General features: G+C 60.1%; 13 protein-coding genes and 1 tRNA gene. 3 read left to right on the top strand and 11 right to left on the bottom strand.

The genetic code is table 11. From position 1 onward, the window contains the following. Positions 1-5: 5 nt before the first annotated feature. The gene (locus AC0Z42_RS13955; RefSeq protein WP_485468813.1) at positions 6-413 is read left to right on the top strand and encodes a response regulator; all 408 of its coding nucleotides are present in this window, start codon (positions 6-8) and stop codon (positions 411-413) included. Positions 414-436: 23 nt separating this feature from the next. On the opposite strand, the gene AC0Z42_RS13950 is transcribed toward AC0Z42_RS13955, so the two are convergent. The 4 genes from AC0Z42_RS13950 to AC0Z42_RS13935 all read right to left on the bottom strand — a co-directional run bounded on the left by AC0Z42_RS13950 (position 437) and on the right by AC0Z42_RS13935 (position 2733). After that, positions 437-772: an FKBP-type peptidyl-prolyl cis-trans isomerase gene (locus tag AC0Z42_RS13950; protein ID WP_485468812.1), complete on the bottom strand. Its 336-nt coding sequence runs from the start codon at positions 770-772 to the stop codon at positions 437-439. Between the two features lie 22 nt (positions 773-794). Further along, a complete protein-coding gene (locus tag AC0Z42_RS13945; protein ID WP_485468811.1) occupies positions 795-1178 on the bottom strand; it encodes a type II toxin-antitoxin system VapC family toxin in 384 nt (127 codons plus the stop codon). Continuing rightward, positions 1178-1378, bottom strand: a complete 201-nt coding sequence (locus AC0Z42_RS13940; protein ID WP_485468810.1) for a type II toxin-antitoxin system VapB family antitoxin — start codon at positions 1376-1378, stop codon at positions 1178-1180. Before AC0Z42_RS13940 ends, AC0Z42_RS13945 begins: the two co-directional genes overlap by 1 nt. Before the next feature lie 269 nt (positions 1379-1647). Next, on the bottom strand, positions 1648-2733 hold the full coding sequence (locus AC0Z42_RS13935; protein ID WP_485468809.1) for a type VI immunity family protein: 1086 nt from the start codon (positions 2731-2733) through the stop codon (positions 1648-1650). Positions 2734-2812: 79 nt separating this feature from the next. On the opposite strand from AC0Z42_RS13935, the gene AC0Z42_RS13930 reads away from it, so the two are divergent. Further along, on the top strand, positions 2813-3322 hold the full coding sequence (locus AC0Z42_RS13930; protein WP_485468808.1) for a hypothetical protein: 510 nt from the start codon (positions 2813-2815) through the stop codon (positions 3320-3322). 147 nt (positions 3323-3469) lie between these two features. Here the strand turns inward: AC0Z42_RS13930 and AC0Z42_RS13925 are convergent. The 7 genes from AC0Z42_RS13925 to ybiB all read right to left on the bottom strand — a co-directional run bounded on the left by AC0Z42_RS13925 (position 3470) and on the right by ybiB (position 11558). Continuing rightward, a tRNA-Ile gene (locus tag AC0Z42_RS13925) sits at positions 3470-3548 on the bottom strand. Between the two features lie 108 nt (positions 3549-3656). Beyond that, on the bottom strand, positions 3657-5861 hold the full coding sequence (gene rpoD / locus AC0Z42_RS13920; protein WP_485468807.1) for an RNA polymerase sigma factor RpoD: 2205 nt from the start codon (positions 5859-5861) through the stop codon (positions 3657-3659). Positions 5862-6321: 460 nt separating this feature from the next. Then, entirely contained in the window at positions 6322-8118 is a 1797-nt protein-coding gene (gene dnaG, locus AC0Z42_RS13915) for a DNA primase (RefSeq protein WP_485468806.1), read from the bottom strand. Positions 8119-8258: 140 nt separating this feature from the next. Further along, positions 8259-8711 (bottom strand): GatB/YqeY domain-containing protein, encoded by a 453-nt coding sequence (locus AC0Z42_RS13910; RefSeq protein ID WP_485468805.1) that lies wholly within the window; start codon positions 8709-8711, stop codon positions 8259-8261. A 180-nt stretch (positions 8712-8891) separates the two neighbouring features. Further along, a complete protein-coding gene (gene rpsU / locus AC0Z42_RS13905) occupies positions 8892-9104 on the bottom strand; it encodes a 30S ribosomal protein S21 (protein ID WP_008451879.1) in 213 nt (70 codons plus the stop codon). A gap of 192 nt (positions 9105-9296) precedes the next feature. After that, entirely contained in the window at positions 9297-10511 is a 1215-nt protein-coding gene (locus tag AC0Z42_RS13900; protein ID WP_485468804.1) for a BaiN/RdsA family NAD(P)/FAD-dependent oxidoreductase, read from the bottom strand. A 54-nt stretch (positions 10512-10565) separates the two neighbouring features. Continuing rightward, positions 10566-11558 carry a DNA-binding protein YbiB gene (ybiB, locus tag AC0Z42_RS13895; RefSeq protein ID WP_485468803.1) on the bottom strand — a complete coding sequence of 331 codons (993 nt, stop codon included), beginning with the start codon at positions 11556-11558 and terminating at the stop codon, positions 10566-10568. 146 nt (positions 11559-11704) lie between these two features. On the opposite strand from ybiB, the gene AC0Z42_RS13890 reads away from it, so the two are divergent. Continuing rightward, positions 11705-12379, top strand: a complete 675-nt coding sequence (locus AC0Z42_RS13890) for a hypothetical protein (RefSeq protein ID WP_485468802.1) — start codon at positions 11705-11707, stop codon at positions 12377-12379. Positions 12380-12383: the final 4 nt, after the last annotated feature.

Below are 12383 nucleotides of genomic sequence, written 5' to 3'. Positions count from 1 at the left end.
CGGCCATGATCGATCAAACCGCGATAATGGACACCCAACCGGAAAGCAAGCTGGTCCTGCTCGTCGACGACGAGTTCGATATCTTGTCGACCTACACCATGCTGTTCGAATACAGCGGTTTTCGCGTGCGCGCCGCCGCCAACGGCCGCGAGGCGCTGGCCGCAGCGGCACTCGAGCAGCCGGCGATTGTCGTCTCGGATTTCATGATGCCGGTGATGGACGGTGCCGACCTGTGCCGTGCCTGGCGCGAAGAAGAGAAACTGCAGGCGGTCCCCTTCATCCTGTGCAGCGCCGGCATCGTGCGCGACCATGCCACGATTCCGTATGACAGTTTTTTCAGGAAGCCGGTGCCGATCGACAAGCTGATCAAGGAAGTCAAACGGCTGCTGGACAAGGGCCGCGCGCGGGAATGACGGGATCGTTCAGCCCCAACTAACTAGTCACGCGTCAATACTTCCAGCAATTCAATCTCGAACGTCAGATCCGCATGCGGCGGTATCAAGCCCACCTGCCGCTCGCCATACGCCAGCTCCGCCGGTACCCACAGCTTGCGCGTGCCGCCGACCTGCATGTCCTTCAGGCCCAGTATCCAGCCCTGTATCACCTTGTTATTGCTCAGCACGCACTTGAATGGCTCGCCGCGCTGGTGCGAGGAATCGAACTCGGTGCCGTCTTCCAGCCAGCCGCGGTAGTGGGCGGTAATGAGGGCGCCGCGCTCGGCGGCCTTGCCGGTGCCGATGATGAGGTCTTCGATTTTCAGTTCGGTTGTCATGTTGTTCTTTATTTGAGATACCTTAATGCACCGGCACGCGGTACAGCACCCCGTAACGGCGCGCCAGTTCGGCCAGGCGCTTGTCCATAGTCCATAAGGTTGCCCCCGGCGTCATCAAGGTCGATGCCAACAGCACCAGATCAATCAGCCCGCAGCCCATGCCATACAAGGACTCGCGCTCGATAAACGCCATCGTTTCGCGCAAGCCCGCTTGCTGTGCCACCGGCAGCAAATCAAGATCGCCCAGCGTTTGGGTCCGTGGCGCAGGAGGCGTGCCGCAGGCGAGCTCTCCGATAACCATCGGATGCGTCAATGCCTGATCCTGCTGCAGCAATGTCTCAAGCACTAAGTTTCGGTTACGAAAGTGGTCTACCCATACCGAAGTATCGACCAGTACGCCACTCATCAGACATGCTCCGTCTGGCGCCGAGGTACGTCAGGCATATCCGGCGTTGCCGAGCCCAGCGCAGCCAATCGCTTGGCGGCCTGCACGCGCACGAAGGTCTTGATCGCTTCGCGAAAAAGATCTGCCTTGTCCATGGCTGGATCGGCCATTTCCAGGGCCTTGTTATAAAGGTCGTCATCAATCGTCACGGTGGTTCTCATGGCTGCTCCCTGATTCTTTATCTGATGTTATTTTGCATCAGATGCAGCATCAATACAAGCATGTGCGTGCGTGCAGAACTGCGAAAATATCATGCAGGCCATCTTCAACCTGACCAGCACTTCGTCAAGTGCTTGTCGTTCTGATCGGTCATAGCGCTAATATCAGCTCCCATGCCACAGCCTCTCGGCCAAGGTATTCACCGTGGGGGCCGAGTTGCAGCCAGCAAGGGGCGATATCGCCAGGCAGCAAGACCACCTGCGGCGCTCCGTCATCCTCGTGCTGCATGGGGCCGTAGCCAGGATGGCGGTAGCGGCCATGCGCCACGCAGGCTTCCCCCGTTTTGAGTTGCAGCTTCTGGCATGGGGGCTTGCCAACAGGCGTGCACGGCAAGTGCAAACGTCTTGGGTGGCCAGATATCGCGGCTGTCCAGCCGGCGTATCCACAGATCGGAGGTCCAGCGGTCAAAGCGCAGCTCGCCATTGACTGAAGCAAAACCCATCGAGCCGAAAGCGCCATTTCTCAGCGGGCGAAGCAGTGCGTTGATGCGCGTGAGTTGCTCGGGCATTCCTTTTTCAAGGGGAGCAATATCAGGCACTGGTCCCGCCACGATGGTGAGGCCGGCGGCTGTTTCCTTGAAATTAATACCTTGCAAGCGTAGAAGATTGCCCAGCACGTTCACGCCGCCCATGCGCTGCACAAATGAATTGCCGACAAAGGTGATCCAGTCGACGCTCTTGAACCCATGATGCGCCTGGCTGACATCGATCGCGGGCGCCTCGATGAACAGGCCCAGATACCGCGTCGCCACGTCCATTTCATCGCACTGGTACAGGTATTGTTCATATGTCGAGACGGCGGCCAGGCCAACATGGCCGTGAAATGGGGACAGGCGTTCAGTGAACAGATCAACCAACTCCAGCAGTTTTTCCCGCTTCCCCGGCGCGTAGGCATGCTCGCGTGGCAGCGTGAAACTGAGCACCGACATTTCACCAGCCTGCCAGCCCCTATCCGTCAGGACACTGATGCGGTAGCAAGCCGCCGTCTCGACATCCTCCGACGAGGCATACCATTCCACCTGATCGTCTTGCGCCATTGCTTGTACGCGTTGCCGTATCGGCGGCATTTTGTCGATGGGCACAGCCTTGTGCCGTTCAACATCAAAAGCCCACCTCAGTTCCGCGCCATAAGCCTGTTCATAAGCCTCGACGCATTCCACCAGGGCATTGCGCCTGGCCACGGAATGCCCTTGCCAGAAATAAAAAGTGGCACGCAGAGCGACGGTCAACACGATGCGGTCGCCGTCCACATACTGGTAGTCTGGCAAAAGATCGTCGAGTTCCTGTAATGTGCTCATGCTTCCTTGTCGCTGGTTTTCGGTACAGCGCACTGAACCCGCATTATCGTCGCAGAATTATCATCCAACAGGATTGAACATGTCAGCAAGAAAAATTAGAACGATGGTGGTTTGTCTGGTTGCCATGCTCCTGCTCACGAGCTGTGACAGCCACAAGCAGCCCGAGCCATCGCATGATGTCACCGCGTTCAATCATCTGATCGCACTGGATTTCCCGGTAAAAAAAGTGACATGGGAAATATTCGGCACCCCTGAATATACAGGCGGAATTCCCGGGCCGACCGATTACCTGACGCTGGTGGCGGAGATTGAGCCGGAAGGATCGAAAACCTTCACGTCATTTCCCCCGTTGACTACAAAAGCATGGATTGCACCGGAATCAGCTCGACCATGGCTGGACAGCGATTTCCATGCATTTTTAAGTCAATATAAAAACCGGACTGTTGATGCGATGATGGCGCCACGTTGTCGCAGTGTCGAAGCAGTGCTGAGGAAATCCGGCAGGCCGGTCGCTGGCTTGGCCTGTCAGGGAAGCAGGAACATCTTGATCTATGCCACCGTATCGGACAATACCCGGCACACTCCGTGAACAGTGATCGAGGGTGAAGGCTGCCATTCGACCACGCTCAACGACAGTTTGCAGGGCTTGCGCGCGACAAAACCTGTCGCTGCATGTTTTGCCCATAAAAAAACCCCAGCACTTACGCGCCGGGGCTTCATCTGATACTGCAAATTCTGGTGGGCCTCCCGTGAGTCGAACACGGCACCAACGGATTATGAGTCCGCTGCTCTAACCAAGCATGAGCTAGAGGCCCGGGGTGGTGCTGGCGTGGCGGGCGTTGATACCTGCCTCGCGTGGCCGTTGTGAAACGGACACGCGAGCATAGGGGGAACCGCCGCCTACGTCAAGCCCTGACGGGCCTTTAATTGCCTTCCAAGAAGCTTTTCAGCTTGTCGGAGCGCGATGGGTGGCGCAGTTTGCGCAGCGCCTTGGCTTCAATTTGACGGATGCGCTCGCGCGTGACGTCGAATTGCTTGCCGACTTCCTCCAGCGTATGGTCGGTGGACATTTCAATGCCGAAACGCATGCGCAGCACCTTCGCTTCGCGCGGCGTCAACGAATCGAGCACGTCCTTGACCACGCCGCGCATCGAGGCGTGCAGGGCTGCGTCGGCGGGGGCCAGGGTGTTGTTGTCCTCGATGAAGTCGCCCAGGTGGGAATCGTCGTCGTCGCCGATCGGCGTTTCCATCGAGATCGGTTCCTTGGCGATTTTCATGATCTTGCGGATCTTGTCCTCGGGCATTTCCATCTTGATCGCCAGGGTGGCCGGGTCGGGTTCAGCGCCTGTTTCCTGCAGGATCTGGCGCGAGATACGGTTCATCTTGTTGATCGTCTCGATCATGTGCACGGGAATACGAATGGTGCGCGCCTGGTCGGCGATCGAGCGGGTAATGGCCTGGCGTATCCACCAGGTGGCATAGGTCGAAAACTTGTAGCCACGGCGGTATTCGAACTTGTCGACCGCCTTCATCAGGCCGATATTGCCTTCCTGGATCAGGTCGAGAAATTGCAGGCCGCGGTTGGTGTATTTCTTGGCGATCGAGATTACCAGGCGCAAGTTGGCCTCGGTCATTTCACGCTTGGCCTTGCGCGCCTTCATTTCACCGGCCGCCATCTGGCGGTTGATGTTGCGCAGGTCCGGCAGCGGCAGCACCACGCGCGCCTGCAGGTCGATCAGGCGCTGCTGAAGTTCCTTGACGGTAGGAATGTTGCGGCCCAGGATGGCGCTGTAGGCGTGTCCTGCGCTCACTTCGCCATCGACCCAGTCGAGATTGGTTTCATTGCCCGGGAAGACCTTGATGAAGTGGGCGCGCGGCATGCCGCAGCGGTTGACGGCCACGTCGAGGATCTGCTTCTCGATATGGCGCACTTCATCGACCTGGCCGCGCAGGGTGTCGCACAGCTTTTCAACGACCTTGGCCGTGAAGCGGATGCCCAGCAGCTCGTGCGAGATCGCTTCCTGCGCCTTGGCGTACGGTTTCGAGTTGTAGCCTTCTTTTTCAAAGGCGCGGCGCATCTTGTCGAATTGATGGGAAATCACGGCGAATTTTTCCAGCGCCGTGCGTTTCAGGGTTTCAAGCTGCTCGGCCGAGAAACCGGCCGCGCCAGAGGCGCTCGCTTCTTCCTCTTCGCCCTCTTCCTCTTCTTCCTCTTCGCCTTCTTCGTCGTCTTCCTCGACCGGCGCGGCAACCACCGGCGCGACCACCGGCTCGCTGTCATCGACCAGGCCGTCGACGATTTCATCGATCTTGGTCTCGTCGTTGCCGATGCGGTCGGCGGCGGCGATGATCTCGGCGATCGTCACGGGGCAGGCGGAAATGGCCTGTATCATGTCTTTCAGGCCGTCTTCGATGCGCTTGGCGATTTCGATCTCGCCTTCGCGCGTCAGGAGCTCGACCGAACCCATTTCGCGCATGTACATGCGCACCGGGTCGGTGGTGCGGCCGAAGTCGGAATCAACTGTCGACAGCGCGGCCTCGGCCGCCGCTTCCGCCTCGTCGTCGCTGGTGACCACGGCGACGTTATCGGTCAGCAGCAGGCTTTCCGCATCGGGCGCGTGCTCATAGACGGCAATCCCCATGTCGTTGAAGGTACCGATAATGCCTTCGATGGCTTCTGGGTCGACAATGTTTTCGGGCAGGTGATCGTTGATCTCGGCGTAGGTGAGGAAACCACGTTCCTTGCCGAACTTGATCAGGGTCTTGAGTTTCTGGCGCCGGCGTTCGAGTTCTTCCTCGCTCGCTTCGGTGTCGGACGAGAACGCGTCTTTCAGCAGCGCGCGCTCTTTCGCCTTGCGGTCCTTGGCCTTGGCCTTGTCGACGGCTTTGAGTTCGGCCCGTTCGACGGCGTTCAGCGCGGCGACTTCGTCATTTTCTGGCTGGAATTCTTTTGGCTTGCGGCCACGCCGGCCTGGCACTTTTACCGAGGGCAGGACATAGCCCGACGTATCGATCGCAGCCAGGGTGGCGGCATCGGTGGTCTGGCTTACCACGGGCGCGCTGATGACCCGCGTTTCGGGCCGGTCCAGCGCCTTTTCGGCTTTCGTGGTAACTTTAGTGGGCTTCACAGCCGCTTTGGATTCGGGTTTCTTGATTGGCACAGGCGCTTTCGATTACACACGACTTGCTTTACGGTGGATTAGGATAAAGTTTGCTGCCAGCCCCCGCGTCTCGACGGAAGCCACCATCTTCGAACCTGTCGACAACCCAGGTTCGACACTGTTACGTTACTTACACCTCATCGGCCACGATCCGCGTGAAACGCAACACTTCCTGTCCACCAGCTGTCGCCAGCCGTTTCGGCAGAAAATACTGCATCCGAGCGCGCGGGAGCGAGAGCCTGGCATGATGACACCGCCATTGGGCCCTGGCTGCCGACGCGATCCCTGCGCCGATCAAGAGCCTAACTTACTGAAAACAAACACTATTTACGAACAAAACTAGCTTGCCAAAGCACACAATACTTAGCATTTGATTATAGCACGCGAAAAATGATTTTCCAGTCCACACAATATCCTGCGGGAAACATTACCTATTTACCAACTCCGCATCGCGCTGGCGCTCCAGTTCGCCCTGCTCCTGCATGATTTCGCGGTAGCGTACACCAATTTTCTCCGATGGCAAACCCGACGCAAACAATTGCTGCAATTCCGCCTTCAGGGCGTTCAGCTTGATCTCGCGGATAGTGCTGACCAGCCATGATTGCTCGCTGTCGTAATCCGATTCGCTGCCGGCGGCGATCTCGCCGATGATCTCGTCATACTCGCTGCCCAACTCTTTCAACTGCTGTGCCAGCGCGGCAAAACTGCCGTGCTCGCCCAGCGCCTGGCTTACCTCCACCAGTTGCCCCAGGCTGTGCGCCGCATCGGGCCCCAGGTGCTGGAAGGCGGCCAGCGCCGCTGCATCGATCTGCAGGCTCAACGGTGGATGCGCCACCAGCATGCGCATGATCTTCAGTTCCAGCCCGACCGGCACCGGACGGCCCGATTTGGGCGGCGCGCGGCGCGCCACGGCGACCGGCTTGGCCAGCTCGAACAGCGCTTCGATCTCGGCCGGCGTCGACTGCGTCAGTTGTGCCAGGCCACGCACGATTTGCAGCCGCAGCGACGACGGCGCCATCAATTGCAACAGCGGCTTGGCGTCGAATTGGACCCGCGCGCGCCCTTCCGGTTCCGACAAATCGTGTTCGCCCGACACTTCCTTGAGCAAAAACTGCGACAGCGGCATCGCCTCGTGCACCTGCCGCTCGAAGCCTTCGGCGCCGAATTCGCGGATATAGCTGTCCGGATCGTGCTCGGACGGCAGGAACAGGAACTTGATGGTTTTGTTATCCGACACATGCGGCAGGCTCGCTTCGAGCGCGCGGCGGGCCGCGCGGCGGCCGGCCTTGTCGCCGTCAAAGCTGAAAATCACGTTATCGGTCTGGCGCAGCAGCTTTTGCACATGGGTCGGCGTGCAGGCCGTACCCAAGGTGGCTACCGCTTGCGGAAAGCCCATCTGCGCCAGCGCCACCACATCCATATAGCCCTCCGTCACCAGCACATAGCCGGCATCGCGGATCGCCTGGCGCGCCTCGAACAACCCATATAGTTCGAATCCCTTGGAAAACAAGGGGGTTTCCGGGGAATTGAGGTATTTCGGTTCACCGTGGTCCAGCACGCGGCCGCCAAAGGCGATTACCTGGCCCTTGGTATTGCGGATCGGGAACATGATGCGTTCGCGGAAACGGTCGTAGCGCTTGCGGTTGTTGCCGTCTTCGTCGACCTTGTCGATCACCAGCCCCGCTTCCACCAGCGCCAGCACTTCATAGTCGGCAAACACGCTTCGCAGGTTGTCCCAGCCGCCGGGCGCGTAGCCCATGCCGAAGCGGGCCGCCACTTCGCCGGTCAGGCCGCGGTTTTTCAGGTAAGCGATGGCGTCGGGCGCATGGCGCAGCTGGCCGCGGTAATAGTCGCACGCCTGCGTCATGGCGTCGGACAGGGCCAGGCTTTGCGCCTGGATCTGCGCGCGCTGGGCCGGCGGGATTTTATCGTCCGCCTCGGGCACCACCATGCCGACGTTTTGCGCCAGGTCCTTGACGGCGTCGACAAAGCCCATGCCCGAATACTCGATCAGGAAGCCGATTGAAGTACCATGCGCGCCGCAGCCGAAGCAATGATAGAACTGCTTGGTGGGGCTGACGGTAAAGCTGGGCGATTTTTCACTGTGGAACGGGCACAAGCCCATGAAATTGGCGCCACCTTTTTTCAGCTGCACATAGCGCCCGACAACATCGACGATGTCGACGCGGTTGAGCAAATCGGAAATGAAAGATTGTGGTATCACTGGCGAGGGCGGTTTTGTTATAGGTCAGACTATACTACCGCACGCGGCCGGATGTTGATCCAGGTCAACGTGTGGCGCTGCGGCTGCCAGCGCAATCGCCAGCAGCCGTTAAGGTTTGAAATAAGGCTTGAAGATAAGGCCTACGCAGCCGGCGTCAAGGCCTTCTTGACCAGCGCGGACACCACCGTCATGTCGGCACGGCCAGCCAGCTTCGGCTTGACAATGGCCATCACCTTGCCCATGTCCTGCGGCCCGGCGGCGCCCGAGGCAGCCACGGCGGCGGCCACTTCAGCGGCCACTTCTTCGTCGGACAGGCCGGCAGGCATATAGCCGGCCAGGTGCACCAGTTCGGCTTTTTCAATGTCGGCCAGGTCGGCGCGGCCACCGGCTTCGAACTGGGTGATCGAGTCCTTGCGCTGCTTGATCATCTTTTCAACGATGGCCGTCACGTTCGCGTCGGTCAGCTCGATGCGCTCGTCGACTTCCTTGCGCTTGATCTCGGCCAGCAGCAGACGTATCGTGCCGAGCTTGCCCGTTTCCTTGGCGCGCATGGCATTTTTCATGTCTTCGGTAATTTGTTCTTTCAAGCTCATGGCAATCCTCGTTATTGGTGTTGTTGGCGGTGCAAGCGTGCAGGCCACAAAAGCGAAAACCCGCTGCGGCGAACCGGAGCGGGTATGCGACTCATCTGAAGCTGTGCTCCAGGCGAATCAAAACAAAACCCGTGGCGAACAATGCGCCGTGCTACCCGGGTTGGTTCTGACTGGACAGTCTTAGAATAATTTTTTCGGCAGTTGTTGGCTGCGGATGCGTTTGTAATGACGCTTGACAGCAGCGGCCAGCTTGCGCTTGCGCTCAGCTGTTGGCTTTTCGTAGAATTCGCGTGCGCGCAATTCGGTCAGCAGACCCGTTTTTTCGATGGTGCGTTTGAAGCGACGCATTGCGACTTCGAACGGCTCGTTTTCTTTAAGGCGAATAGTGGTCATGTAAAATTCAAACCGTTGAGGTGGTGTATAGGAAGAGGTAGATAGTAGCAGCTTTTATCAGAAAAGGGAAGCCCTTCCCTGCTTGCGCTTGGGATCCCGGCTGACAAGGCCTTGCGGCTGTGGCGTAAACCACGCAAATAATGGAACGCGCTGTGGCGTCAATTCATTTTACCGCAAGCGGTTTCATCTTGCTTATTGCAGCGCCACGCCGGCCGCCACGCCCGAGGCCCAGGCCCACTGGAAGTTGTAGCCGCCGAGCCAGCCCGTCACATCGACCGATTCGCCGATGAAATACAGGCCCGGCACCTTGTTGACCATCATGGTCTGCTGCGACAGCTCGCGCGTGTCGATGCCGCCGCGCGTCACTTCGGCCTTGCGGTAGCCTTCCGAACCGTTCGGCACGATCGACCAGGCGTTGATGGCCTGGCCCAGCTTGCGCAACTGCGCATCGGGCATGTCGGCAATGCGCGCATCCGCCGCCAGGCCGTTGACGGCCAGCAGGCAGTCGGCCAGGCGCTCGGGCAGCCATTGCGCAACAATATTGCCGAGCTGCTTTTTCAAACTGCCCTTGCCTTCGATCAGGGTTTGCGCCACATCCACTTCGGGCAGCAGATTGATGACAATCGGCGTGCCGGGCTGCCAGAAACTGGATATTTGCAAGATTGCCGGGCCGGACAGGCCGCGATGGGTAAACAACAAGTCTTCACGGAAACGCGCGCCGCTCGGCTTGCGCCCTTTCAGGCTGCCTGTCTCGACATCGACCTCCAATGCAATGCCCGACAGCTCGGCAAACGGCGCCCAGCTGGCCGGGTCGAACGTCAGCGGCACCAGCGCCGGGCGCGGCTCGACCATTTTCAGCTCGAACTGGCTGGCGATGCGGTAGGCAAAATCGGTGGCGCCGATCTTCGGGATCGACAGCCCGCCGGTAGCGATCACCAGATTGGCCGCTTCGATCTCGCCGCTGTCGGTATGCAGCACGAAGCCGCCGTCATCGTGGCGCCCGACGCTGTCGATCTTGCAAGGCATGCGCCAGTGCACGTCGCCGGCAGCGCACTCGTCCTTGAGCATCTCGATAATCTGCTCGGCCGAGTCATTGCAGAACTGCTGGCCCTTGTGCTTTTCGTGATAGCCGATACGGTGTTTTTTCACCAGCGCGAGGAAGTCCTGCGGCGTGTAGCGCGACAGCGCGCTCTTGCAGAAATGCGGGTTTTCCGACAGGAAGTGCTGCGGGCCGGCGTGGATATTCGTGAAATTGCAGCGCCCGCCGCCCGAGATGCGGATTTTTTCGGCCAGCTTGGCCGCGTGATCGATCAGCACCACGCGCTTGCCCTGCTGGGCGGCCACCGCCGCACACATCATGCCGGCCGCGCCCGCGCCGATCACTGCCACATCAAATTGTTTTGCCATAAGAATTCCGGTCACCGCTGATTACAAAGCGCCATTGTAAACGGCGCCAGGCCATCAGGCGGCGGTGCTTGCAATCTTGCCCGACGCCATCAGGCATTGCTCTACCTGTTCCGCGATCGATGGCGGCACGGCGATTTCGCCGGCCAGCACCCGGCGTATCCAGTCGGCGGTGGTGGCCGCATCGCGCTCCACAGGCAAATCGGGCAACTGTTCGACCAGCAACTGCTTTTCCACCAGCACCGTACGCTCCTTGTCGTGGAACCAGTCGATCTGCTGCGCCTTGTTGGCGTTGGCCACCGTTTCGCCTTCAGTGCCGCGCATCAGAAAGGCGTCGCCACGCCCGTTTGGCGCCGCCGTGATGAAATATTCCCCCAGCATTTCCAGGTATTCCGGGTGCGTGTACGACACCAGGCGCAGCGCCGGCCCGGCAAACGGCTGCATGATTTTCACCAGGGTATGGGTGGAATTGCGCACGCCCAATACACGGCGCAGCGACAGCATATGGGCCAGCTTCGGCGCCAGGGCGGCGATCGGCATGAAAGCCACCTCGCCGCGCGCCATCGCGTCTTGCGCCTCGGCATGGGTGGCGCAGGAGTTCACGCCCAACGCGGCCAGCACTTCGGCGGTGGTGACGCGGCCTGGGTCCAGGCTGACGCCATGCACCAGCACCGGCGCGCCGGCGCGCGCCAGCAGCAGCGCCAGCAAGGCCGTCAGGTTGGCCATCTTGCGCGCGCCGTTGTAGCTGGGAATGACGATCGGCGCGTATCGCCCGTTTGGTGCCTGCAGCGGTGCAAACGACGCTTCGGCGGCGTCGAGAAAGCCGGCGATCTCTTCCACCGATTCGCCCTTGATGCGCATCGACAGCAAAATGCCGCCCAGCTCCAGGTCGGACACGCGCCCGTCGAGCATGGCGCGGTACAGGGCGCAGGCATCGATGCGCGTCATGCTGCGCGCACCGTTCTTGCCGCGGCCGATCTCCTTGATGAAGCGGGCGGCGGGAAATGGCTCTCCGGCCACGTCGGTATGGGGAATGGATACGGTAGTCATGGCGCCAGCTTACACGGATTTGCCGCGTTTATTGCAGCCGGTAGTGCCGATGGGGGACCTGATTACGTTGTAAATCAACAACGTTTGCCACGTACTTGAATCCGGCCACCCACGCGCCGCGTATATGGTTACATGGAGGAATCATCATGGGATACGCAAACAAACCGGACCAGGCCGTGGTCGGACTGGAAACGAGCAAGCTGCATTTGAAGGCGGTGGTGCTGCGCGATGGCGAACTGCTGTGCAAGGTGCTGGAAAACGACATGGCCGGCTACCGCTGGCTGCGCAGCTGGCTGCAAAAAAACGGCGTGGCCGTTGCCGGCTTGCGCGTGTGCATGCGCCTGGACGCGCCGCACAGCGACACGGCGGCGCGCAGCCTGGCGCTGATGGGCATGCAGGTGTGCGATGCGCCGCCAGCCGCGCTGGAGCAGTTCGCACTCAGCAGCGGCCTGCATGGGATGGGCATGGGCGCCGTGCTGCTGGCAAACTATGCATCGGCAGTCCAGCCGCCGCGCTGGACGCCGCCCTCGCCCGCCTATATGGAACTGCGGCTGTGGCTGCAGCGGCTGCAGGCGGTACAGGATGTGCGCCGCCAGGAAGCAGCCCGCCTAAACAGCCACCGGCAGGCCGGCCAGCAGGCGCTGCATGCCTTGCTGAGGCGGCAAATCGTCTGCCTGGACCAGCAGATCGCCCAGCATGAAGAGGTGATCCTGGCGCACATACGGCGCCACCCCAACCTGGACAAGCCGCCGGAGCTGGCCGGCAATCACCAGCGCGTGGCGCGCCTGGCGTTTTCCATCGAAAAAGCAGCCAGGCTATAAGCGT

It is taken from the genome of Janthinobacterium sp. 1L-D-8-B-C4 (assembly GCF_057291295.1).
The sequence above is the reverse complement of the archived record's forward strand: the minus strand, read 5'-3'. Positions and strand labels throughout refer to the sequence as shown.